Source organism: Curtobacterium sp. MCPF17_002 (genome assembly GCF_003234115.2).
Classification (GTDB): domain Bacteria; phylum Actinomycetota; class Actinomycetes; order Actinomycetales; family Microbacteriaceae; genus Curtobacterium.
The window spans coordinates 706,220-730,308 of sequence record NZ_CP126251.1 but is presented as its reverse complement, the minus strand read 5'-3'; the positions used below and the strand labels follow the sequence as shown (position 1 = coordinate 730,308).

20 protein-coding genes are annotated in these 24,089 nt (G+C 72.7%); 7 read left to right on the top strand and 13 right to left on the bottom strand.

Translation table 11 applies throughout. The annotated features are described in order from the left end of the window. Positions 1-3: 3 nt before the first annotated feature. The 5 genes from DEJ28_RS03520 to DEJ28_RS03500 all read right to left on the bottom strand — a co-directional run bounded on the left by DEJ28_RS03520 (position 4) and on the right by DEJ28_RS03500 (position 5,409). The gene (locus DEJ28_RS03520) at positions 4-1,014 is read right to left on the bottom strand and encodes a M23 family metallopeptidase (protein ID WP_220034654.1); all 1,011 of its coding nucleotides are present in this window, start codon (positions 1,012-1,014) and stop codon (positions 4-6) included. A gap of 82 nt (positions 1,015-1,096) precedes the next feature. After that, positions 1,097-1,432, bottom strand: a complete 336-nt coding sequence (locus tag DEJ28_RS03515; RefSeq protein ID WP_111116704.1) for a hypothetical protein — start codon at positions 1,430-1,432, stop codon at positions 1,097-1,099. A gap of 134 nt (positions 1,433-1,566) precedes the next feature. Further along, positions 1,567-2,310, bottom strand: a complete 744-nt coding sequence (locus DEJ28_RS03510; RefSeq protein ID WP_111116703.1) for a lysophospholipid acyltransferase family protein — start codon at positions 2,308-2,310, stop codon at positions 1,567-1,569. A gap of 78 nt (positions 2,311-2,388) precedes the next feature. Then, complete coding sequence (gene recQ / locus DEJ28_RS03505; RefSeq protein ID WP_111116702.1) at positions 2,389-4,254, bottom strand: DNA helicase RecQ; 1,866 nt, start codon at positions 4,252-4,254, stop codon at positions 2,389-2,391. Positions 4,255-4,263: 9 nt separating this feature from the next. Further along, positions 4,264-5,409 (bottom strand): CPBP family intramembrane glutamic endopeptidase, encoded by a 1,146-nt coding sequence (locus tag DEJ28_RS03500; protein WP_146248896.1) that lies wholly within the window; start codon positions 5,407-5,409, stop codon positions 4,264-4,266. A gap of 36 nt (positions 5,410-5,445) precedes the next feature. Between DEJ28_RS03500 and DEJ28_RS03495 the strand changes: the two genes are divergently transcribed. Next, positions 5,446-6,369: an EamA family transporter gene (locus DEJ28_RS03495; protein WP_111116700.1), complete on the top strand. Its 924-nt coding sequence runs from the start codon at positions 5,446-5,448 to the stop codon at positions 6,367-6,369. 129 nt (positions 6,370-6,498) lie between these two features. Here DEJ28_RS03495 and DEJ28_RS03490 read toward each other — a convergent pair whose 3' ends face one another. Then, the gene (locus tag DEJ28_RS03490; RefSeq protein ID WP_111116699.1) at positions 6,499-6,927 is read right to left on the bottom strand and encodes a GNAT family acetyltransferase; all 429 of its coding nucleotides are present in this window, start codon (positions 6,925-6,927) and stop codon (positions 6,499-6,501) included. A 96-nt stretch (positions 6,928-7,023) separates the two neighbouring features. On the opposite strand from DEJ28_RS03490, the gene DEJ28_RS03485 reads away from it, so the two are divergent. Both DEJ28_RS03485 and DEJ28_RS03480 read left to right on the top strand, forming a co-directional pair. Then, entirely contained in the window at positions 7,024-7,827 is an 804-nt protein-coding gene (locus DEJ28_RS03485) for a class E sortase (protein ID WP_258368181.1), read from the top strand. Continuing rightward, entirely contained in the window at positions 7,824-8,000 is a 177-nt protein-coding gene (locus tag DEJ28_RS03480) for a hypothetical protein (protein ID WP_181433808.1), read from the top strand. Before DEJ28_RS03485 ends, DEJ28_RS03480 begins: the two co-directional genes overlap by 4 nt. 92 nt (positions 8,001-8,092) lie before the next feature. Here the strand turns inward: DEJ28_RS03480 and DEJ28_RS03475 are convergent, their stop codons facing one another. The 4 genes from DEJ28_RS03475 to DEJ28_RS03460 form a co-directional block, all read right to left on the bottom strand. After that, positions 8,093-11,068, bottom strand: coding sequence for an AAA family ATPase (locus DEJ28_RS03475; protein ID WP_111116698.1), 2,976 nt, complete (start codon positions 11,066-11,068; stop codon positions 8,093-8,095). Next, the gene (locus tag DEJ28_RS03470; RefSeq protein ID WP_111116697.1) at positions 11,068-12,231 is read right to left on the bottom strand and encodes an exonuclease SbcCD subunit D; all 1,164 of its coding nucleotides are present in this window, start codon (positions 12,229-12,231) and stop codon (positions 11,068-11,070) included. The genes DEJ28_RS03475 and DEJ28_RS03470 overlap by 1 nt, the downstream gene beginning before the upstream one ends. A gap of 61 nt (positions 12,232-12,292) precedes the next feature. Further along, positions 12,293-13,456 (bottom strand): S24/S26 family peptidase, encoded by a 1,164-nt coding sequence (locus DEJ28_RS03465; RefSeq protein ID WP_111116696.1) that lies wholly within the window; start codon positions 13,454-13,456, stop codon positions 12,293-12,295. 118 nt (positions 13,457-13,574) lie between these two features. Next, the gene (locus DEJ28_RS03460) at positions 13,575-14,168 is read right to left on the bottom strand and encodes a hypothetical protein (RefSeq protein ID WP_111116695.1); all 594 of its coding nucleotides are present in this window, start codon (positions 14,166-14,168) and stop codon (positions 13,575-13,577) included. A gap of 240 nt (positions 14,169-14,408) precedes the next feature. Between DEJ28_RS03460 and DEJ28_RS03455 the strand changes: the two genes are divergently transcribed. Both DEJ28_RS03455 and DEJ28_RS03450 read left to right on the top strand, forming a co-directional pair. Further along, positions 14,409-14,972, top strand: a complete 564-nt coding sequence (locus DEJ28_RS03455; protein WP_111116694.1) for a MarR family winged helix-turn-helix transcriptional regulator — start codon at positions 14,409-14,411, stop codon at positions 14,970-14,972. Positions 14,973-15,072: 100 nt separating this feature from the next. Further along, entirely contained in the window at positions 15,073-15,582 is a 510-nt protein-coding gene (locus DEJ28_RS03450; RefSeq protein ID WP_111116767.1) for a mycothiol transferase, read from the top strand. 61 nt (positions 15,583-15,643) lie between these two features. Here DEJ28_RS03450 and DEJ28_RS03445 read toward each other — a convergent pair whose 3' ends face one another. Both DEJ28_RS03445 and DEJ28_RS03440 read right to left on the bottom strand, forming a co-directional pair. After that, a complete protein-coding gene (locus tag DEJ28_RS03445) occupies positions 15,644-17,704 on the bottom strand; it encodes a DEAD/DEAH box helicase (RefSeq protein ID WP_111116693.1) in 2,061 nt (686 codons plus the stop codon). 267 nt (positions 17,705-17,971) lie between these two features. Beyond that, complete coding sequence (locus DEJ28_RS03440) at positions 17,972-18,853, bottom strand: PPK2 family polyphosphate kinase (RefSeq protein WP_111116692.1); 882 nt, start codon at positions 18,851-18,853, stop codon at positions 17,972-17,974. A gap of 160 nt (positions 18,854-19,013) precedes the next feature. On the opposite strand from DEJ28_RS03440, the gene DEJ28_RS03435 reads away from it, so the two are divergent. Beyond that, on the top strand, positions 19,014-20,234 hold the full coding sequence (locus DEJ28_RS03435) for an alpha/beta hydrolase (RefSeq protein WP_284180768.1): 1,221 nt from the start codon (positions 19,014-19,016) through the stop codon (positions 20,232-20,234). 305 nt (positions 20,235-20,539) lie between these two features. Continuing rightward, entirely contained in the window at positions 20,540-20,893 is a 354-nt protein-coding gene (locus tag DEJ28_RS03430; RefSeq protein WP_111115799.1) for a hypothetical protein, read from the top strand. 32 nt (positions 20,894-20,925) lie between these two features. On the opposite strand, the gene DEJ28_RS03425 is transcribed toward DEJ28_RS03430, so the two are convergent. Further along, positions 20,926-24,084 carry an efflux RND transporter permease subunit gene (locus DEJ28_RS03425; RefSeq protein WP_111115800.1) on the bottom strand — a complete coding sequence of 1,053 codons (3,159 nt, stop codon included), beginning with the start codon at positions 24,082-24,084 and terminating at the stop codon, positions 20,926-20,928. Between the last annotated feature and the right edge of the window lie 5 nt (positions 24,085-24,089).

Sequence of the window (24,089 nt, the reverse complement as noted above, 5' to 3'; positions counted from 1 at the left end):
GTGTCAGAGCAGGCCGCGGTTCCGCAGCCACGTGGCCGGGTCGACCGGGGTGCCGCCGAGGATGACCTCGAAGTGCAGGTGCGACCCGGTGGAGACACCGGTGTTCCCCACGGCGCCGATCCGCTCGCCGACCGCGACCGTCTGGCCGGCGCGGACGCTGATCTGCGACAGGTGGCCGTACCGGGTCTCCGAGCCGTCGGCGTGCTGCAGGAGGACCTGGTTGCCGTACCCGCCGAACACGCCGGCGGACACGACGCGGCCGGACATCGCCGCGACGACCGCGGTCCCCGTCGGGGCGGCGAAGTCGAGGCCCTGGTGGTTCGTCGAGCACGAGGCGCACCCGCGCACCCACCGGGAGCCGAACCCACCGGCGATCGGGATCGTGCCCGCGACCGGCCGGACCGAGGTCGGGCCACCGCTCGTCGACGGCGGGGGCGATGCGGGCATCCGGATCGGGACCCTGCCGATCGCGAAGGAGTCGCGCAGGACCGGGATCGAGGACCCTGCGGCGACGGTGTACTCCTGCGCGTCGAGCGCGGGGAGGGCCGCCTGCGGGGTGGCGGCCACGGCTGTCTGCGGAGTCGCGACGGTGAAGAACAGGCACGCGGCGACGGCGGTCGCGGTCACGGGGACGGCCTTCGCGGAGGCGACGGCGCTGCTGATCGAGCGCAGCGGGAGGGTGATCCCCCGGGTCACGGTACGACCCACGTCCCGAGGGGTGGGTCGTGACTCGCGCTTCCGCTGCGGCCCGGCGCGGAGTTCGCGTCGGGATGGCAGGGCTTCGGACACCGGCCGGCAGGCACGGAGGGTGTCCGCGACGTCGCCTGCGGTCCGTCGAGGGGTCGTCTCTGGTGCAGTGGAGACCGGGGCGGCGGGTGCGGTCGCCGCCACCCCGGTGGCTTGGTGGGAGACCACGCCGGCAGCGGCCGCTGCGGCGGCGGCGGTCGCGGCGTTCGCCGCCTGCCGGGCTGCCCCGCGCGGACGCATCGGTGGGGGCTCGGTCGTCGTGGTCATCGGGTTCGTCGGGTTCGGCGGGTTCGTCCGGCTCGGCAGGTTCGGCGGGGTCGTCGGGTTCGTCGGGTTCGTCGACAATGCGTCAGACGCGGACGACGCCGTCGCGCGTGATCTGCTCGAGCTCGATCACGACGGCGTCGACCACGGCGCGGGTGATCGCGTCGGCAACGGCCTCGACCAGCGCGAGCTGTTCGGCGCGGACGACGTGCGCGGCACCTGCGGCAGCGACGACACGGGCCGGGATCTCGTCGATCGCCGCGACGAGGGCGGCGGGGACGAAGGTGGAGTCGTGCGACCGGACGGGCGCGGACATCGGCGAGGTGGGAGCCGGGGTGGGGCTCGCCGCGGCGACGCTCGGGACGGGCGCGGTCCCCTCGGCGCGGCGGGCGATGGTGTCGAAGAGCGGGGTGGAGGACATGCTGCTGACCTTCCGATCACGTGTGAGGCGGTCCGTTCTCGGCCGGACCGCGGTGGAGTGTGCCCCTGGGCACTGCCCCATTCAAACACTGATATGTCGGATGTGCAATAGCTGATACGGAGATCGTGCGACGATCAGTCCGGTTCGACGGCCTCGGTCGGGTCGTCGCGCCGGAGGGCCTGCCGGACGCGCTCCACGATCGTCGCCGGCGGGTTGTTGTACGCGTTCGCCGGCTCCTGCCCGCTGAGCTCCTGGATCGCGGCCATCACGGCGTCGGTGGCGTGACGGCGCGCACGGCCGGACGACGCCTCCCCGAACGAGGACAGGTCGAGCGGTTTCCCGAACTCGATCGTCACCTTCGCGAGCTTCGGGAGCCGGGACCCGACCGGCTGCACGTCCTCGGTGCCGGTGAGGGCGACGGGCACCACGGGAGCGCCGCTCGTCAGCGCCAGCCACGCCACACCCGTGCGGCCCCGGTAGATCCGGCCGTCGAGGGAGCGCGTGCCCTCGGGGTAGATGGCGAACGCCTCGCCCGCCTGGAGCCGCTCGAGCCCGAGGTCGAGGGCGTGCTGCGCGGCCGCACCCGCACCGCGCTCGACACCGATCGCGCCGATGCCGCCGAAGAAGGCGCGGGACACGGCACCGCGGAGGCCCTTCCCCGTGAAGTACTCCTGCTTCGCCAGGAACGAGACCTTCCGGGGCGCCATGAGCGTGATCGCCGGGGAGTCGATGAACGAACGGTGGTTGCTCGCCAGGATCACGGGGCCGCGCTTCGGGACGTTCTTCCGACCGACGATCCGCGGACGCCACAGCATGCGTGCGAGCGGGGTCACCACCGCCCGGCTGAGCGTGGTGGTGAACTTCGTCGAACCGGACACCGGGCCTCCTCGTGACGGGAGTCTCCGAGTGTAGTGAGGCAGAGCACGACCGCATGCCCGAGCGGGCATGTGTCGCGCTCAGTCCGCTGCGGCCACCACGTCGAGCACGGCACGGCCGTAGCGCTCGAGCTTCGCACCGCCGACACCGGAGATCTCGGCGAGCTGGTCCTCGTCCGCGGGCTTCACCGCGGCGATGCCGCGGAGCGTCGCGTCGTTGAACACCACGTAGGCCGGGACACCCTGCTCGCGGGCCTGTGCGGCACGCCATGCGCGGAGCGTCTCGAAGAGCCCGACGGCCTCTTGGGGCATGTCCGTCACGACCGCCCGGCGCACCCGGCTGCCGCGCGGGGCCTTCACCGGGTCGCGACGCATCCGGACGGTGACCTTGCCGCCGAGGACGTCGGCGCTCGTCGGACTGAGCACGATCGTGCCGAACCCGTCGCCCGACACCGCGGCGTACCCCTGCGCGAGGATCTGCCGGGCGACCCCGCGCCACTCGGCCTCACCGAGGTCGTTGCCGATGCCGAACGTGGCGAGCGACTCGTGCCGGAGCTCCTGCACGCGGGGCGACGGCTTGCCGACCAGGATGTCCACGAGGTGCGAGACGCCGTACCGCTGCCCGCGCTCACGGTCGAGCCGGACGACGGTGGAGAGCAGCTTCTGCGCCGGCACCGTGCCGTCCCACGACTCGGGCGGTGCGATGCACGTGTCGCAGTTGCCGCACGCCGTCGACTCCTGCCCGAAGTAGGCGAGCAGCCGGACGCGACGGCACTCGATCGTCTCGCACAGGGCGAGCATCGCGTCGAGGTGCGCGCTGAGCTGGCGTCGGTGGGCGGCGTCGCCCTCGGACTGGTCGATCATCCGGCGCTGCTGCACGACGTCGTTCAGGCCGTAGGCGAGCCACGCGGTCGCGGGCTGCCCGTCGCGCCCGGCCCGACCGGTCTCCTGGTAGTAGCCCTCCACCGACTTCGGCAGGTCCAGGTGCGCGACGAACCGGACGTCCGGCTTGTCGATCCCCATGCCGAAGGCGATCGTGGCGACCATGACGATGCCGTCCTCGCGCAGGAACGTGGACTGGTTGCGCGCGCGCACCGCCGCGTCGAGGCCCGCGTGGTACGGCAGCGCCTGGATCCCCTGCTGGGCGAGCGCCGTCGCGGTGCGCTCGACGGAGTTGCGGGACAGGCAGTAGACGATGCCAGCGTCGCCGCTGTGCTCGGTGCGGATGAAGGTGAGGAGCTGCTGCAGCGCCCCGGTCTTCGGCTCGATCCGGTACTGGATGTTCGGCCGGTCGAAGTCGGCGACGAAGTGCGCGGCGTCGTCGAGGCCGAGCCGGGCGGAGATCTCGCGGTGGGTCTGCGGCGTCGCGGTGGCGGTCAGGGCGATGCGCGGCACGGTCGGCCAGCGCTCGTGGAGGACGCTCAGTTCGAGGTAGTCCGGCCGGAAGTCGTGGCCCCACTGCGCGACGCAGTGTGCTTCGTCGATGGCGAACAGGGCGATGCGCGCGCGGTCGAGCAGCGCGCGGGTGGACTCGAGCCGGAGTCGTTCGGGTGCGAGGTAGAGCATGTCGACCTCGCCCGACACGACCGCGCGCTCGACCCGGGCACGTTCGTCCGGCCCCTGCGTCGAGTTGAGGAACGCGGCCTTGACGCCGTTCGCCGCGAGGGCGTCGACCTGGTCCTGCATGAGGGCGATGAGCGGCGACACCACGACCCCGACGCCGTCGCGCACGAGCGCGGGCACCTGGTAGCAGAGTGACTTGCCGCCACCGGTCGGCATGAGCACGAGGGCGTCACCGCCGGAGACGACCTGCTCGATGATCGCGGCCTGCTCGCCGCGGAAGTCGTCGTAGCCCCACACGCCGCGCAGGACCTCGAGCGCGGCAGCGCGCGACGGCGAGACGGCGGCACCGGCAGGCACGACGGCGGGCGCGGGCGTGGTGCTCATGCCACGAGCCTACGGCCGACCGGCGACACCCACCGCGTTCTCCACACGGTCCGCACCGGTGCCGGTGCCGTCGCCGTCGCCATCACCGGACCCGGCCACGTCGTCGACGCGGGCCGGTGCACCCGCCCAGCCCGTGCCTCCAGGCCGGAGCCACTGTCGGCCACCTGCCCAGGCCGGGGCCACACCGCGGAACCGTGGCGCCTCCCTGCCGGCGAACCGACGGTCCAGCTTCCGCCACCGAGCGAGGAGCTCGACCATGCCCCAGAACGCGAGCGACGTCCCGAGGGTGAGGAGCCAGCCGCCGACCGTGCCGTTCGCGTCCGACGAGGTCAGGTCGATCCGCGACCACCCCGGCGCCTGCAGCACGAAGATCATGATGTTGTTGAAGGCGTGCTGGAGGACGGTGGCCTCGAGCCCCCCGGTGCGCAGGACGATGATCGCCGCGATGAGGCCGAACGAACCGACGTCGAGGATGCCCCACACGTTGTAGCCGTTGGGGATGTGGAGCAGCGCGAACACCACCGTCGAGACCGCCACGGCGACGACCGTGCCGACGATGCGCCACGGGATCCACGAGCCGATCGTCTGCATGAGGAAGCCGCGGAAGATGTACTCCTCCGCCGCGCCCTGGAACGGCACGAGCAGCAGGACCAGCACGATCGTCAGGGTCAGCGTGCCGAGCGACACCGTCGACTGGCCGATCGCCGCGTGGTCCCAGCCGAAGCCACCCCTGAACGTGAACATGCCGCCGGTCTGGAACAGGAACATCACGACCGCGATGACCAGCGTCGGCAGGAGGCACCACGCCGTCCACGCCCAGCGCACCCGGAAGCGCACGGAGGACAGGATGCCCGCCGGTCCGACCCGCGCGATCCGCACCGCGAGCAGGATGCCGGGCAGCAGCACCACGAGCGACACCAGTGACATCGACAGCACGATCGGGTCCGTCGGGTCGAGGGCACCGCTCGCGAGGTCGTTCTGCAGGTCCATCAGCCCCTGCGCGCCCTGCGTCGCGCCGATCGGCACGAAGTACGCGACCGCGATGAGGACCTGCGACGCGATGTACCAGCCCGCCAGGAAGGCGAGGGCCACGAACGGGCGCCACCACCTCCAGCGTGCGTCGACGCGGGGCAGCCGGTGGTAGGGAACGCTCACGCCACGCAGGCTACCGGGCGGGGCAGGATGGGAGCCGTGCTCACCGTCGTCCTCGGCCTGTCCGGCGCCCTCGTCTACGGGTTCGCCGACTTCCTCGGCGGGCTGGCGTCGCGGCGCCTGCGCGCCGTGACCGTCGCCGCGGTCGCCGCGGCCGTCGGGATCGTGCCGCTGTTGCTCGGCCTCGTGGTCGTCGGCGGGGTCTTCACGTGGGCCGGCACGCTGTGGGGCGCGGTCGCGGGGATGTCCGGCGGGATCGGGGTGCTCCTCCTCTACCGTGCGCTGGCGATCGGGCCGATGAGCGTGCTCTCACCCCTCACCGCCGTGTTCGCCGCGGTCGTGCCCGTGCTGGTCGCGGTGTTCCGCGGGACGGCACTGTCCGGGCTCGCCGTCACCGCCCTCGTGGTGGCCGTCGTCGCGGTGGTCCTCGTCGCGGCCGTCCGGGACACGTCCGGCGCACGGTTGACGGCGCGCGGGCTCGTCACCGCGGCGGTCGCCGGGTGCGGGTTCGGCGGGATCGTGCTGGCGTACGACCTGACGCCGTCGGACTCCGGCGTCGCGCCCCTGGTGGTCGCGCGGGTGCTGCAGGCGGTACTGCTCGGTGTGGCGGCGCTCGTCTCGGGACTGGCCGGACGCCCTGGAGGCGCGGCAGACCCCGCAGCGTCGGCCGCCGTCGCGGGGTCTGCCGTGCCTCCAGGGACGCGCCCGCGTCTGGTGGGTCGGCTGCTGCTCACGGTCGTCGCCTGCGGCGTCCTCGACGCCCTGGCCAACGTGTTCATCCAGGCCGGGCTGCACTCGAGCGACGACCCGGTGACGCTGCCCGTCGTGAGCGTGCTCAACGCGCTGTACCCGATCGGGACCGTCGTCCTCGCGGGGGTGGTGCTGCGGGAGCGGCTCAGCGCGGTGCAGTGGGCCGGCATCGTGCTGGCGTTCGCGGCGTCCGTCGGGCTGGCGCTGGCGTAGGGCTCCGCTGCGCTGCGCTGCTGTGCTGCGCTCCGCTGCTGCGGGCCGGCGCGCGGTTCTTCGCGCTGAGCGACACGTCACGCGGTTCCGATCGCGTGAGGTGTCGCTCGGCGCGAAAGCTCGGTGGGGTCAGGCGTCGGGGATGAGGCGCTTGCCGAGCGAGACCGTGTGGTCCGGGGCGTAGCCGAGCGATTCGTAGAAGCCGAGCACCTGCTCGTTGCCGGCGCGCACCTGCAGGTTGAGCTTCGGGCAGCCGAGGTCCGTCAACAGGCGCTCGAACTCCGCCATGAAGGCGCGGCCGAGTCCGGAGCCCTGCAGGTCCGGGCGGACGGCGAGGTAGTTCACCCAGCCGCGGTGCCCGTCGAACCCCGCCATTCCGGCGCCGACGATCGCGTCCTCGGCGACCTCGGCGACCAGGAACAGCTCGGGCTGGACCGTGAGCTTGCGCGCGATGTCACGTCGGGGGTCGTTCCACGGGCGGACCAGCCCGCACGACTCCCACAGGGCGATGACGGCGTCGGTGTCGGCTGGCGTGAAGGCGCGGAGGACGTGCTGCATCTCCTCACGCTAACGGAGCTGTGGAGAACCTCGTCACGGTGCCGTCGCCGTGGTCTGATAGACCTGTCCGACCACCCCTTCCGGATCAGGAGCCCCGTGACCGCACACGACACACTGCCCTCACGTCGATCCCGACGTGACGGTGAGGGCGGTGCGACACGGACGCCCCGTCGCCGGCAGACGGTCGGCGGCGCGATCGTGTCGCTCATCGCGGAGCTCCTCATCATCGCGGGCGCGGGTACCGGGCTGTACGTGGTGTGGACCGCGTGGTGGACCGACGTCGTCGCGGTGCACGCGCAGACGGCGCTCGTCAAGGACCTCGGGCAGACCGAGACCAAGCCGACTGCCGGCACCGAGCACCGTGGGCCCGCTCCCGTCCTCGCCGAGCCGCCGAACGTCACCGACGTGTTCGGCACGATGCAGATCCCCCGGTTCGGTGCGGACTACACGCGGCCGATCGGCGAGGGCACCGATCGTGAGAAGGTCCTCAACACCATCGGGCTGGGCCACTACCAGGACACCGCGATGCCCGGTGCCGAGGGGAACTTCGCCGTCGCCGGCCACCGCGTCACCTACGGCAAGCCGCTCAACCAGATCGCCGAGCTCAAGACCGGCGACTCCGTCGTCGTGCGGGTCACCGACGCGAAGACGAAGTTCGACGTCTGGTACGTGTACAAGGTCACGGACTCCCAGATCGTCACCCCGGACCACATCGAGACCATCGCCCCGGTGCCGAACAAGCCCGGCGTGGAACCCACCGCCGACGACCGCTGGCTGACCCTGACCGCGTGCCACCCGATGTGGTCGGCCAAGGAGCGGTACGTCACGCACGCCAAGCTCGACTACTGGATGCCCGCGTCGGAGGGCACCCCCAAGGAAGTCTCGGAGACGTCGAAGTGATCTTCCCGTTCGTGTGGCGGATCCTGCCCGGTCCCACCGCGCTCAAGGTGATCGAGTTGCTCGTGCTGCTCGCGGCCATCGTGTACGTGCTGTTCACGTGGGTGTTCCCGTGGATCGCGGCCGACATCCTGCCGTCCCCGGACGGCACGGTGGACGTCTCCCCGACGCCCTGACTCGGCGGGCCGGTCGCGCCGGTCGGTCGCACGGCCGGCCGGTCGCGCCGGGCGCACTGCGGGCGGTCGCGCCGGTCGCACGGCGGGCCGGGTCAGACCGTGGTCGTGACGCGGGAACCGCCCTCGGCCGTCCGGCGTACCGCGATGCGCTCCGGGATCCGCTGCTTGAGTTCCTCGACGTGGCTGACGATCCCGACCTGACGGCCACCGGCGGTGAGCCGCGAGAGCTGCCCGATGACGTCGTCGAGCGTCTCCGGGTCGAGCGTGCCGAACCCCTCGTCGACGAACAGCGTGCCGAGCGAGACCCCGCCGGCCTCGGCCTGCACGACGTCGGCGAGCCCGAGCGCCAGGCAGAGCGACACCGTGAAGGTCTCGCCACCGGACAGGCTGCGGGGGTCACGGACGGTGTCGGTGGTCTGGTCGTGCACGGCGAGGGCGAGCCCCGTCCGACGTGCGCGTGACCCGGACTCCCGCTCGTCGGAGGTCTCGAGCGTGAACCGGCCCGCGAGCATCGCCCGCAACCGGTCGTTCGCCGCGGCGACGACGTCCTCGAACCGTCGCATGAGCACGTAGGTGCCGAGCGTGATGCCGCTCGGGTTCACGGACGGCTGTCCGGCGGCGATGTCGGCGAGGCGCACGACCGCGCGGCTGCGGGCCGAGGTGTCGTCTCGTGCGCGTCCGGCGTCGGCGACGTCGGCGGCGCACCGCTCGGACGCCGTGGCCCGGTCCCCCGCCGAGGTCGCGACGCGGGTGGCGTCCTCGGCGTCCGTGCCGGCCCGGTCGCGCGCGGCCCGGGCGCCGTCGAGGTCGAGACCTTCCGGGTCGTCATCGGCGGCGGCGACCACCGCGGGCTCCGCCAGACCGGCATCGACCACCGCGCGCTCACGATCCGCGGTGGCGACCGCGGTCCGGAGCCGCTCGGTCTCGGACCGGTCGAGGAGAGCAGCACGCGCAGCACCGACGTCGTCGAACTCCTGCTCGGCGAGCACCTGTTCGACCTCGGCCGCTCGTTCGCGGACGGCCTCGGTCGCGACGGCAGCGCGCTCGTCTGCCTGCGCCAGGGCGTCGAGCCGGTCGATGAGCACGTCGAGCTGCTCGACCCCCGCACGGAGTGTGTCCGGCGCGGCGTCGAGGAGCTCGGCCACACGGTCGACCGCCTGCTGCACGGCTGCGGTGTCCTGCTCGAGACGCTCGGCGTCGGCCGACGCCGAGCTCGCGAGGACCGCCCGCTCGGTGTCGACCTCGTTGCGCTGCCGCTCGAGAGCCCGGGTCTGCTCGTCGTGTGCGGCCCGCTGCTGCTCGAGGTCACGGACCCGCACGGCGGCGTCGTGGGCGGCGTCGACCCGGGCCCGGGCAACGGCGTCGAGGGCGTCGACCGTCGCCTCGTCGGTGTCGCCGAGCACCTGCCCGAGACGCTCGAGTTCGGCCCGCTCGACCGCGAGTGCCGCTGCGGCGTCGGAGAGGTCCTGTTCCGCGCGGCGGGCGACGTGGGCGGCTGCCTCGATCGCGTCGGCGGTGGGGTGGTCGTCCTGCGGGAGTGCGACGACGGGGTGCTCGGTCGCGCCGCACACGGGGCAGGGATCACCTGACACGAGCGCAGCGCCGAGTTCCCCGGCGAGTCCGGCGATGCGGCGCTCGCGGAGCTGCTGCTCGGCCCGGACCAGGTCGTGGGCGGCCGTCCGGGCAGCACTGACGGTCTGCTCGGCACCGCGGACCCGGCGCTCGGAGACCGCTCGGGCGTCGAGTTCGGCACGGAGCCGTCCGACCCGCTCGACCTCGACCCGTGCGCCCTCAGCCCCGGCGGCGATCTCGGCAGCGGCGCGGGCGGCCTCGACGATGCGGGCTCGTCCGGCCGGCCGTGCGTCGAGTGCGGCGTCGAGTTCGGCCAATCGGACGGTGAGCTGCTCGCCGCGACCGACGGCGGCGTCCGCGGCCCGTCGCCGCCCGGCGATCCCGGCTTCGACGGAGACCAGGTGGCGGACCGTCGTGAGGCAGCCGGAGACGGTCGAACGCCGACGGACGAGCGCATCGCCCGCCATGCTGATGTCGTGCCGGGTACGGAGGGCTTCGGCCGCCCCGAACGCTTGATCCGAGCGGGCGCGGGCGGCATCGAGTCCGTCGGCGACCGCCGCCACCCGTGCGGCCCGCTCGGCGAGGCCCAGGCGCGTCCGGGCAACATCGACGTCGGGCGCACCGGCGTCGAGGAGTGTGCGACGTCGGAGGAGTTCGGCGCGACGGTCGAGGGCCGCCGCGCGTGCGGTGACCGCCTGCTCGTGCGCCGCGGCTGCTGCGGCGACGCCGGCCGCGGATGCCCGCGCTGCCTCGGCGACGTCGGCTGCGGCGCGGAGTGTCACGACCGTCGGGCCGACGACGGACTCGTCCGGATCGTCGGTGCCGGCAGCCTGTGCGAACCGGCTCAGGGCGTCGCGCACGCGGGCGTCCGCGCCGCCGACGTCGGCCTGGACCGCTCGGCGACGGGCCGCGAGCTCGTCGGCGGTGCGGTCGTAGACCTGCGTGCCGAACAGGGACTGCAGGAGCTTCCGGCGGTCCTCGCCCGGGGAACGGAGGAACCGGGCGAACTCGCCCTGGGGCAGCACCACGGTCTGCAGGAACTGCGCCCGGTCGAGTCCCACGATGCGGGCGATCTCGACGGCGACCTCGGGGATGCGGGAGGACAGTGGCTCACCCGCGACGTCGGCGGGGTCGGCCAGACGGACGAGCTGCACGGACGCCTGCTGCTTCACGGTGCCGGTCCCACGCTGCTTCGGGCGGTCGTACTGCGGCGTGCGCCGGACCCGGTACACGCCGGCACCGGTCTCGAACACGAGCTCGACGAAGGGCTCCACCGCGGGGTCGGCGTGCTGGCTGTGCAGGCGGTCGTCGCTGGCGTCAGCGCCGGCGAGCTTGCCGTACAGGGCGAACACGACGGCATCGATGATCGTGGACTTGCCGGAGCCGGTCGGCCCCTCGAGCAGGAACACCCCGGAGGCGGCGAGCGCGGCGAAGTCGATCGACACGAGGTCCGGGTAGGGACCGATCGCGCGGAGTTCGAGACGGTGCAGGTACATCAGCGGTCCCCCTCGCGCTGCAGCGCCAGCGCGGCTGCCTCGTACGCCTCGGTGAGGATCGCGCGGTCGTCGTCGCTCGGCGCAGCACCCGTGGCGAAGGACACGAAGTCCGACGCGACCTCGACCGGGTCGGAGGTCGCCGTGACCGCCCGGACCGCGGCGCGTTCACCACGGTCGGCCGGCTCGTGCGTGATCGCGAGGGCGTGCGGGAAGTGGTCCTTCACGCGGGCGTACATCCGTTCCGGGTGCACGGTGTCCGTCACGGCGACCCGGACCCAGGCGTCCGCCGCGGACCGGAAGGTGCCCGACTCGATGTCGTCGATGCTGCCGCGGACGTCGACGAGGCGTCGGGGCACGGGTGCCGGGACGAGTTCGACCGTCACCCCGCCGGCGGCGTCGAGGTCGACGACGGTCACCGACTTCTGCTGGTTCCGCTCGCCGAACGAGAACGCGAGCGGCGACCCGGCGTACCGGATGCGGTCGGACGAGCCGACCCGCTGCGGTCCGTGCAGGTGCCCGAGCGCGACGTAGTCGACGCCGTCGAACACCGCCTCGGCAACGCGGTCGACACCGCCGACACGGATGTCCTGCTCGCTGTCGCTCGGTTCGGTCCCGCCGACGAACGCGTGCGCCACGACGACGCTGCGCGTGCCCGGGCGGTCGGCGAGGTCCGCGCGCACCCGCTCCATCGCGGCGCCGACGACGGCCTGGTGGGAGCGGGCGAGCGGTTCGTCGGGCACCGCTGCGAGCGCGTACCGCGTGAGGTCGGGGTGCAGGTACGGGATGCCGTAGACGGCGACCGTGCCAGCCGCGTCCGGCACGATCACCGGGGTCGCGATGCCGGCGGGTTCGGCGAGGATCCGGACGCGGTCGCCCATCACACCGGCGCCGAAGCCGAGTCGCGCGGCGGAGTCGTGGTTGCCCGGGGTGAGGACGACCGTCGTGGTCTCCGCCAGTCGCTCGAGGACACGGGACAGCATCCGGACGGCGTCGACCGGCGGGATCGCGCGGTCGTACACGTCGCCCGCGATCACGACGAGGTCGATCGCGCGCTCGCGCACCTGGCGGACGAGCCAGTCCAGGAACGCCACCTGGTGCTCGAGCAGGTCAGCACCCAGCAGTGTGCGGCCGAGGTGCCAGTCGCCGGTGTGCAGGATGCGCATGCCGTCACGCTAGCCGCGGCCACGGACATCACCCGACGCCCCGCGGCGACCTGTGGAGAACTCAGCCGCAGGTGAGGTTCGTGCCGACGAGCGCGGTCTGGATCTTCGTGCTCGAGGTGCTCGTGGCCGTCCAGTTGCTGCCGAGCTCCGTGCGGACGGTGATCGTGACGACGGCCCCGAGGCTGAGGATGCCGGATCCGGCGACGCGGATCGGCGATCCCGTCCCGCTCGTGACGACGGTGTTGCCGTTCATGATGACGGTGTACGTCGCGGTCGTGCCGGCGGGCGGCGTGAAGGTGATGTTGACCGAGTGGTCGGCGTTGTTCGTGCAGCCGAGGGCCGTCGGCGCGACGGCGGTGGCGGCACCGAACGAGGACCTCGGGTTCACCGTCGTCTGCGACCACGGCACCGCGACGGCCTGCTCCGGCAGCAGGACACCGAGACCGCCGGCGACCACCAGGACGGCGGCCGCCCCGCCGAGTCGGCGCAGCCGACGCACGCGTCGCGCCTGTCGACGGAGGACGTGGCGGCTCCGGACCGGAGCGGGATCGGACGGGAGGCGCGGGGCGGCGCCGTCACGCGCCTCCAGGCCGTCATCCGCACCGTCACCGCCGCCGTCGCCGTCACCGCCGTCGCCGTCGCCGTCGTCCGTGGGAGCGACCGGTGAGGACCCCGCGAACCGGCGCAGCGACCCGTCGATCGTGCAGAGCGCGAGCACCGCGACCAGCGCGAGGGCCAGCATGCCCACCGGCATCCACTGACCGGTACGGATCCAGGTGATCGGCGTCCCGACGAACGGCACCCGCAGGAACGCGACCCCGTGCACGGCGGACCGCTCGAGCGGCGTCGAGTCCTGCTGCGGGTTCGCGTCGCCCTTCGTGACGAGGGTGCCGTCGGGGCCGTCGTCGACGTAGCGGTGCATGCGGAGGTGTCCGGGCTGGTCCGGGTCGTCGGCGAGCAGGATCTTGCCCATCCGGACCTCGCCGGCGCTGACCGGCCGTGAGACCACGACGTCGCCGGGCGTGAGCCGGGGCTCCATGGACCCGGTCATCACCGTGGTCGGCTGCCAGCCGATCACCGCGGGTGCCGCTGCCCAGAGCGCGAGCCCGAGCAGTGTGGCGACGACGCCGCGGGCGAGGGTGGCGACGACGACGCGCCCCCAGTCGACGGCGTCACGGAGCACGTCGTGCGGTGTGGGACCACCGTGCACTGCGATGCTTGCCATGACTGCCTTCGACCGGGGGCGCGTTCAGGAGGGGGCGACGGGGCCGGCGTCACGCGCGGCCCCGGAGGTCACCGGGAGGAGCGGTCAGGAGCGCTGATCACGCTCCAGACGGTCCGGTTCAGCTGTTCTGGGCTTCCCAGGTGAAGCCGAGGGCCGCGGTGCCGCCCTGCACGGTGTTCGGCGCGGTGCTCGAGACCGAGTAGGTGAAGCGGTAGACGCGCGACTCCGAGGCGGTGCCGGTCGGGGCCCACGTGCCGAGGCCGCTGGCGAAGCTCGACGCGGTGAAGTTGCTGAGCAGGCCGCTGTAGAGGCTGCCGCTGGTCGTGGCGGGGGTGAAGCCGGTGCAGGAGCCGAAGCCGCCGCCGGTGCCCTGCTCGACCGTGAGGGTCATGTTGGCGTCGAGGCCCTTGGTGGCCGCGGCGTTGGTGCCGTAGAGCTTGACGGTCGAGGGCAGCGAACCGGTCGACGTGACCGTGATGCAGTTGGCGCCCGTCGAGCCCGGCTTGAGGCCGGTCGCGTTGAACAGCGCGGTGTTGTTGTCGTCGTCGGTGAGGGCGACGCTGCCGGCGGTCCAGTTGCTGGTCGGGTTGACCGTGGTGGCCGAGAAGGCCGAGTAGGACGCGGTCGAGACGACGACACCCGAGGCCACGAGAGCGGCGGGGATGGCGATCCAGGCGGCGAGACGGGCGGCGCGAGGGGTGACACGAGACATGGCGGAGCTCCTGATCCAGAGGTGGAACCGGTCTCGCGGTGGTTGGCCGCGCTTCGGTGCCGTGGTTGGTTGGTACGACGATCAAGCTACTTGGCAACCGTGCGGCTCACAAGCGGAGGTATGCCCCCACTGCTGGGGGTACCTTGATCGGTGAGATACTTGTTCAATGAGCAGCACGGCGGCATACCCGTGCCGTCCCTCCGATCGCGCAGGCGATCACCACCCGAGAAGAGCCGCCCGATGACGGACACCGCCCCCGCGCTTCCCCAGCAGCGTGGACAGGAGCTGCCCCCAGCCCCTGTCTCCCCCACCGTCAGCGTGCCCGAGCCGACGCCGGACACCGACCTCGCGAAGCTGATGACCGCGTTCCGCGTGCTCCAGATGCAGCACGCACGCGTCCTCCACCACGAGAGCCACACCCGCAGCCTCAACGCCACCGACACCCGGTTCGTGTTCTTCCTCGCGGCCGCCGACGGCCAGGGCGTCACCCCGAAGCAGGCCGGCGAGTACCTCGAGCTGACGACCGGGGCCATGACCTCGCTCATCGACCGGCTCGAGAAGCGCGCCCACATCGAGCGCCGCCCGAACCCCGAGGACCGCCGCAGCATCCTCATCCACCTCACCCCGTCCGGGGCCGAGGTCGCGAAGGGCATCGGCGCCGTCTACACGTCCGCCTTCCGCGAGGTCATCGCACCCGACGACCGGGCACAGCTCGCCGCCGCGTTCGACCGGCTCGGCACCGCGCTCGACCGGCACTCCCGCGCCGTCCACGACCAGGCGACGGTCGCCGGTCTCGTCCCCTGACCGAACGAGGGTGACGGGCGGGCGCCGTGACCGGCGGGCGCCGGTCACGGGCGGACGCGTGTGACGGTGCGTGTCGTGCCCGCCGCGTAGCGTGGCCGGCATGACCCCATCAGAACTCCTCATCGAAGCCTTCTCCCGCGTGCCCGAGACCGTGTCGCGCGCCGTGGACGGGCTCTCCGAGGACCAGCTGGCGTCGCGCCCGGCGACGGGTGCGAACACGCTCGCCTGGCTCGCCTGGCACATCGCCCGCGGGCAGGACGCACAGATCGCGGACCTCGCCGGCACCGACCAGGTGTGGACCGCCGACGGCTGGGTGGAGCGCTTCGGCCTGCCGTTCCCCGCCGAAGCACTCGGCTACGGGATGTCCCGCGACGACGTCGGGCGCGTGCGTGCCTCCGCCGAGTTGCTGCTCGGGTACCTGCGCGCGGTGCACGAACGCACCGTCGCCTACGTCGGCACCCTGTCCCCGGAGGACCTCGACCCGGTGGTCGACGACGCGTGGGACCCGCCGGTCACCGCCGGAGCACGGCTCGTCAGCATCCTCGACGACTGCACGCAGCACGCCGGGCAGGCCGGCTACGTGCGCGGCCTGCTCTTCTTCAACCGCTGAGGGCAGACGGGAGGCACGGTGCCAGCTGGCACCGTGCCTCTCTTCTGTCGTCTGGTCGCGACTACCGCGCGGCGAGCTCCGCGACGATCCCGTCACCGGGAGCGGCGTCGACGAGGTCCGCCTCGATCTCCGCGTGCTCGAGGATGCCCTCGATCTTGCGGCGACGGCTGCGCGGGACGATCGTCACGACCGTGCCCTCCTTGCCGGCACGACCGGTCCGGCCGGAACGGTGCATGTACGCCTTGTAGTCGTCCGGGGCGTCGGCCTGCACGACGAGCGACACGTCGTCCACGTGGATGCCGCGGGCGGCGACGTCGGTCGCGACGAGCACGTTGACGCGGCCGCTCGTGAGCAGCTGCAGGTTCCGCGTGCGGCGTGACTGGTTCAGGTCGCCGTGGAGCGAGGTCGCCCGGATGCCGGCGTCCTCGAACTGGTCGGCGAGCCGCTCGGCGTACGCGCGGGTGCGGGCGAACACGATGGTCTTGCCCGCGCCGGCGACGAGCTCCTCGAGGAGCTGGTCCTTCTGGCGCTGCTCGACCACGAGCACGCGGTGGTCGATCGTCGAGGACGCCTGGTCCTCGCCGGCGACCTCGTGGACGGACGGCTCGTGCAGGAACTCCTCGACGAGCGCCGCGACCTGGGCGTCGAGCGTCGCGCTGAACAGGAGCTTCTGCGCGCGGTTGCCCTCGGGCGTGACCTGGGCCGTGGCGGAGAGGATCTCCTGCACCGGCTCGAGGAACCCGAGGTCGCACATGTGGTCGGCCTCGTCGAGCACGGAGATGACGACCTCGCTGAGGTCGAGCGTCCCCTTGTTCATGAGGTCCTGCACACGACCCGGCGTGCCGACGATGATGTCGACGCCGCGCTCGAGGGCACCGACCTGGCGGCCGTACGGGACACCGCCGTAGATCTGCGTCGTGAAGAGCCCGACCGAGCGGGCGATCGGCTGCACCGTGCGGTCGATCTGCAGGGCGAGCTCGCGCGTCGGGGCGAGGATGAGCGCACGCGGGGCGCGGCCCATCTTGCGCTTCGTGCCGCCGCCGTTCTCCATGAGCTTCTCGACGAGCGGAGCACCGAACGCGATGGTCTTGCCGGAGCCCGTGCGGCCACGGCCGAGGACGTCCTTGCCGGCGAGCACGTCGGGGATCGTCGCCGCCTGGATCGGGAACGGGCTCGAGGCACCGAGCTCCTGCAGGGCGCGGGAGATGTTGCCGCCGATGCCCAGGTCGCCGAAGGTCACGCCCTCGACGTCGGCCGCGACGGTGGCCTCGGCCTGGAGCTTCTCGAGCTTGACGTCGTCCGCGGGGACGAACGGCTTGCGCTCGGCGTCGTCACGGGCGGGACGGCGGGGGGCACGGTCGTCGCGGTCGAACGTGCGCGGGGCACGGTCGTCGCGGTCGAAGCGACGGGGCGCGCGGTCGTCGCGGTCGAACCGGCGCGGGGCACGGTCGTCGCGGTCGGGGGTGCGACGCGGACGGTCGTCGGCGTCACGACGCGGGGCACGGTCGTCGCGATCGAACCGGCGCGGGGCACGGTCGTCACGACGGGGCGCGCGGTCGTCGCGGTCGAACCGACGCGGAGCACGGTCGTCACGGTCGAAACGACGCGGAGCACGGTCGTCACGGTCGGGGGTGCGACGCGGACGGTCGTCGCTGTCACGACGGGGTGCACGGTCGTCACGGTCGAACCGACGCGGAGCACGGTCGTCACGGTCGAACCGACGGGGTGCACGGTCGTCACGGTCGAACCGACGCGGAGCACGGTCGTCACGGTCGGGGGTGCGACGCGGACGGTCGTCGCTGTCACGATGCGGTGCACGGTCGTCACGGTCGAAGCGGCGCGGGGCTCGGTCGTCACGGTCGAAGCGGCGGGGGGCGCGGTCGTCACGGTCGGGGCGGCGCTGACCAGCGTCACGCGGCTCCCAGTTCGGACGCGCGGGGCGCTCGCCCTGCGACGAACGGCCGCGACGCTCCTCGGCGTCCCAGCGCTGCTTCTGCCGCGGCTGCGACGGTTCGGCGGCGCGGAACCCGCGGTGCTTGCTGCTGCGAGCGGCGGGGGTGCCGTTCGGGTGACGGACTCGGTCGGAGGCGCGGTTGTCCGCGCCCTTGTCGTACGGGGCCATGGCTACTTTCTCGGGGTGCAGACGTACCGCAGCGCCCGACAGCGACATCGGCGGGGGCTGCTTGCGGAGGGGGTTCATCCCGTCGCGGATCGACGTGATTCCAGCCCTCGAGCAACACACACCCAAACGAAAAGCCCGTGATCACAATGTCACGGCGTCGAAGGCCGACCGAGTGAGTCTACGTGATCACGGGCACGGTGGCCAGCCCCGAGGCGGGCGCAGGGCGCCCGGCGGGGGTGATCCGTTCCTCCAGGCCCGGTCGTCGGGTCAGGACTCGGCGAGCCGCTGACGCTGCTCGGCCACGTCGAAGTCCGCCGCGGGCCACGAGAGCTGCATGTCCTCGAGGGTGCGGAGGAGCAGCTGCTGCACCGCCAGTCGGGCGTACCACTTGCGGTTCGCCGGGATGACGTACCAGGGCGACCGCACGGTCGATGTCCGGTCGAAGACCGTCTGGTACGCCTGCTGGTAGTCGTCCCACAGCAGACGCTCGTCGATGTCGCCGGGGTTGAACTTCCAGTGCTTGTCCGGACGGTCCAGGCGCTCGCCGAGCCGCTCGCGCTGCTCGTCCTTCGAGATGTGCAGCATCACCTTCACGATGCTCGTCCCGGACTCGGCGAGACCGTCCTCGAAGGCCACGACCGCGTCGTACCGCCGCTCGATCTCCTCCGGCGGGGCGAACGAGCGCACCTTCTGGATGAGGACGTCCTCGTAGTGCGACCGGTCGAAGACACCGAGCTGCCCGGCGCCCGGCAGCTGCCGTTCGACGCGCCAGAGGAAGTCGTGCTCACGTTCCTCGGCGGTCGGCGCCTTGAAGCCGGCGTAGTGCACGCCGTTCGGGTCCACCGCTCCGACGACGTGCGACACGATGCCGCCCTTGCCCGCGGTGTCCATCGCCTGCAGCACGAGGAGCACGCGGCGGTCGTCACCAGCGGTCGACGCCGCCCAGAGCCGCTCCTGGAGGGCGGACAGACGGGAGGCCCCGGCGGCGAGCGCCTCGAGCCCGTCGATCTTCCGACCGGGGAAGCCCGGCGTGCCGTCCGGGTCGACGCTGTCGAGGCGGAAGCCCTCCTCGACGCGGAGCAGGGGTTCGGGATCGGCGTTCCAGGCCTTGCGACGGCTCACGGGTCCTCCAGCGGGGTCGTCTCTCATCCTGGCACCGCGGGTGCGCTGCGTCCGGGCGGGCGGGCGGTTCGGTCGGGCGGGCGGGACGGTCCGGGTGGGCGGCTCGGTCGGGCGGCGGACGGTCCGGGTGGGCGGTTCGTCCGTTCGGTGGACGCCGGGGTGCGGGGGCCGGGTTACCGTTGTCCTGATGAGGTCAGGCCGTCGCACGCTGCTCGCGCTCGTCGCCGCGGTCGTGGCGCTCGGCGTGGTCGCGTCGTGCTCGTCGGACCCGGTGGGCGACGAGAACCAGACGGTCACCGGCGGCCCCGTCATCTACCCGCTCTCGCTCCGGTACCACGGCATCGACGTGGTCGCCGACGTGCCGTACGGCTCGGACGCGCTGCAGCGGCTCGACGTGTGCCTGCCGGCGGACAGTGCGCCGGGTACGTCGGCGACGCCGAGCGCCACGGCGTCTGCGGGGTCCGCCGCGTCAGCGTCACCTGCTCCTGCTGCTGGGTCACCTGCTCCTGCTGCTGGCGGCGCAGCGGTCGCCGCTGCGGACGCCGTGGCTGCTGCCGGTACCGGTACCGGTGCCGGTGCTGCCGGTGCCGGTGCTGCCGGTGCCGGTGCGGGTGCTTCCGGTACCCCGTCGTCGTCGTCGTCACCGGCGCCGGATGCGGCGGACGGTGTGGTCGCCGGAGCCGAAGCCGTCGCGGCGGCCAGCGGCACCCGACCCGCCGTCCTCATGATCCACGGCGGCAGCTGGTCGCACGGCGACAAGGACACCGCGGCCTACCGGTCCGTGTGCAAGTACCTCGCCTCGCAGGGGTTCGTCACCTTCAACGTGGACTACCGACTCGCGCCGACGGACCCGTTCCCGGCCGGGCTGGACGACGTCCGGCGGGCGCTCGACTGGGTGTTCCGCCCGACGACGCTGTCCACGTACGACGTCGACAGCAAGCGCGTCGGGGTGTTCGGCGGCAGTGCGGGCGGGAACCTCGCCGCGATGCTCGCCGTCACCGACCACGACTCCACCGCGTACGCCGAGGGCAACCGCATCCGGGCGGTCGTCGACCTGAGCGGGCCGACGAACCTCACCACCCGCTCCACCCGGGCGGACGGGGTCTCCGCGGCGTTCCAACGGCGGCAGCTGCTGTACCTCGGCTGCCGGACGTACACGAACTGTCCCGCGGCGACACGGGCCTCGCCGGAGTACCAGGTCACGGAGGACACGGCCCCGTTCTTCATCGGGCACTCGACGGACGAGTTCATCCCGATGTGGGAGTCGCAGGAGTTCGCGGCGACCCTGCGGAAGCACGACGTGCCGGTCACGTTCGTCGCCGTCCAGGGCACGGCGCACTCGATCGCGCAGCTGGACCAGGCGATGAGCCGCCGCGTGGTGAACTTCCTGCAGCGCCGGCTGGGCTGAGCGCCGCCGGGGCCTGGCCGCGGCGGCGGCCGCCGCGTCCGCCGGGGCCGCGGCCGCCGGGGCCGCGTCCGCCGGACTCGGCCGCGCTCGCGGGGCCGAGTCTCGGCTGGGCGGACAGTCTGCGGGCATGTGGAGCACGAAAGTGTCCGCGGGGCCGAGACTCGCCCGCCCGCCCGGCCAGCCAGCCGGCGGGCCGGGCGGGCCGGCGGCCCGGGCGCCGTGCGGGCTGGCGCGCGCGTGCCCCGCGCGGGTGCCACCCGGAGTCGGGACTGCCGCCGACGGCCGCACCGCCGCAGAATTCCGTGGTGACCGACACCACGACGAGCCCCGCACGCGCCACCACCACCCGGTGGGAGCGGCACTCCCCGCTGCAGACGTTCGCCGAGCTCCTGCTCGGGCTGTCGTTCACCGCCGCCGTGGCCTTCGGCGGGTACGGAGTCGTGACGGGTCAGCTCACCGTGCTGTCGCAGGTCGCCGGGATCGTGTTCCTGGTGACCCTCACGTGCGTGCTCGTGTCGTGGTTCCGCGCGGTCGAGCGCGAGGACACGCCTGCCCCGACCGGCCGCGCCGTCGCCCAGGCCGCGTCCGCCGCCGTCGCCCAGGCCGCTCCCGCCTCCGTCAACCCGATCGCGGCCGTCGACGCCGAGTACCGCCGCTGAGCAGCTAGTCCCCCACCGCCGCCGCTGAGCGGCTAGTCCCCCGCCGCCTCCTCCGCACGCCGGTCGGCCCGCCGCTCCCGCGCCCGCTCCACCACGAAGTACAGCGCCGGCAGCACCACGAGGGTCAGCAGCGTCGACGACACCAGTCCGCCGATCACCACGAGTGCGAGCGGCTGCGAGATGAACCCGCCCTGCCCGGTGAGCCCGACCGCCATCGGCACGAGCGCGAAGATCGTCGCGAGCGCCGTCATGAGGATCGGCCGGAGGCGTCGGGTGGCTCCCTCGACCAGGGCCTCGCGCACGCGGAGCCCTCTTCGGCGGTACTGGTTGACGAGGTCGATGAGGACGATGGCGTTCGTCACGACGATGCCGACGAGCATGAGGACACCGATGAGCGACGCCACGCCGATCGGGATGCCGGACGCGATCTGCAGCAGGATCGCCCCCGTCGCCGCGAACGGCACCGAGACGAGCAGGAGCAGCGGCTGCAGCAGGCTGCGGAACGTCGCCACCATCACCACGTAGACGATGAGGATCGCGATGAGCGCGGCGAGCAGCAGCTGGCTGAACGCCGACGACTGACTCGACGCGACGCCGCCGATCGACGCCGAGGCGCCCCGCGGCAGGTCGAGCCCGTCGACCGCGGTGGTGACGGACTGCACGGCGGCACCGAGGTTCGTGGCGTCCGGGGTGACCGTGATGGTCGCCGTCCGCACGGCGTCGGAGGTCGTGACCGAGGTCGGCCCCTCGGCCTGCTCGATCGTCGCGACGTCCGACAGCGGCACGGGACCGGTCGACGTCGGGATGGAGAGTGCCCGGAGCGCGGCCGAGGTGGTGGGCGCGTCCCCGTCGGCGATGTAGACGTCGAGTGAGGCGTCGTCGATCTCGACCGTGCCGGTGTCCTGCGGGGAGACGGCGGCGGCCACGATCCCGCCGACCTGGGTCTCGGTGAGCCCGCGCGCGGCGGCCTTCGTGCGGTCGACGCGGACGGCCAGGTACGGTTCCGCCGACGACAGGTTGCTCGAGGCTCCGGTGGTGTGGTCGACCGTCCGCATCTCGCGGAGCACCTGGTCGGCCGCCGTCCGGAGCTGCGCCTGGGTGGGCGCGGTGACGTCCACCTCGATGTCGCTGCTGCCGCCGAAGCCGCCGCCGCCCGAGGCCACCGTGACCTCGCCCGCGTCGTCGAGGGCGTCGAGCCGCTTCCGGGTGTCCGACTGGATCCGGTCCTGGTCGGCGTCGGCATCGGTCGTCACGGCGTACTGGATCGAGGCCGAGGCGCCTCCGCCGAAGGCCGCCTGGATCGACTGGCCGCTCGTGCCGATGGTGGTCTGCACGGTGTCGACGCCGTCCACCGCGCGGAGCTGTCGTTCGACCTTGCGGGCCTCGTCCGACTGCACGTCGAGGCTCGAGCCGGGGTCGAGGTCCTGCGTCACGGTGAACGTGTTCTGCCCGGAGTCGCCGAGGTAGTTCGTCTTGACGAACGGCAGTGCCGCCGCCGTGCCGCCGAGGACCACGATCGCCAGGACCAGGACCGTCCACGGTGTCCGGAGCACCCACCGGAGCACCGGCTGGTAGCCCCGGCGGAGCCGGTCCGGCGCAGCCGCGTCGTGCAGGTCCGCCGCGGAGGTGAGCGTTCCGGTGGTGGCGGAGGAGCCTGGAGGCGCGGTGCCGGCAGGTGCGCCGGCTGCGGGCTCCGACGTGGTCGCGCCCGCGTGCTTGTGCGCCTTCGGGGCTCGGAGGAACCAGTACGCCAGCACCGGCACGATCGTCAGGGCGACGAGCAGCGACGCGACCAGGGCCATGCTGACCGTCAGGGCGAACGGCCGGAAGAGCTCGCCGACGAGCTCGGCGACGAAGGCGACCGGCAGGAACACGACGACGGTGGTGACGGTCGACGCGGTCACGGCGCCGGCGACCTCGCGGACACCGTCAAGCACCGCCTGCCGTCGGTCCACCCCGGGCTGCAGGTGCCGCTTGATGTTCTCGATCACCACGATGGAGTCGTCGACGACGCGGCCGATCGCGATGGTGAGGCCGGCGAGCGTGATGATGTTGAGCGTGTAGTCCGCTGCCCGCATGCCGATCGCGGCGAGGAGCACGGACGTCGGGATCGAGATCGCGGTGACGATCGTGGAGCGGACCGACAGCAGGAAGAGCAGGATCACGACGACGGCGAACCCGAGGCCGAGCAGCCCCTCCTCGGCCAGGGAGTCGATCGACTGCTGGATGTACGGCGCCTGGTCGAACACCACGGTGATCTCCGGGTCGTCGGTGATCTTCTTCTCGATCCCGGGCAGGGCGTCCCGCACGGTCGTCGAGACGTCGACGGTGTTGGCCTCCTGCGTCTTCGTGATCGCGATCGTGAGCGCCTGCTCGCCGTCGACGCGGCTGATCGAGGTGCGCGGGGACTCCTCGATCGCGACCTTCGCCACGTCGCCGATGGTGGTCGCGCTCGTGCCACCGGTGAGCGGCAGCGCCTCGATGTCGTCGATCGAGGCGATCCGTGCCCCGGTCTGCACCGACAGCGTCTTCCCGTCCTGGGTGATCGTGCCGCCGGGGATGAGCGTGCCGTTGTCGTCGAGGGCGTCCGAGATGGCCGTCTGGGCGAGGCCGCGGGTGGCGAGGGCGTCCTGGTCGGGGGTGATCACGACGCGTCGGCCGGGGTTGCCGTAGACGTCCGCTTCCCGGACGCCGTCGAGCTTCTCGAGGTCGGGGATCGCCGTGGCGTTCAACCGGTCGACGAGCTGTTCCTGGTCGCCCTTCGCCGACACCGCGAGCTGGATGACCGGCAGGTCGTCGAAGGACCCCGTCACGATCTGGGTCTGCACGGAGTCCGGCAGCGACAGGGCGTTGACGACGGTCTGGATCTTGTCCTCGGCGCTCGCCAGGTTCGACCCGTAGGCGAACTCGGCGGAGACGATGCTCTGCCCCGTGGACGACGTCGCCGTGGTCGACTTGAGGTCCGGCACCGCCTGGATGCCCTGCTCGATCTTCGTGGAGACGTCGTTCGACACGACCTCCGGCGTCGCCCCGGGGTAGGCGCTGACGATCGCGACCTGGGGGAACTGGACGCTCGGGATGAGCTCCTGCTTGAGGCTCGTCAGCGCGATGCCACCGAACACCGCGACCACGATCGTGACGAGCGCGATGAGTGCCCGGTTGCGGAGGCTGAAGACCGAGAGGAAGTGCACGGTCC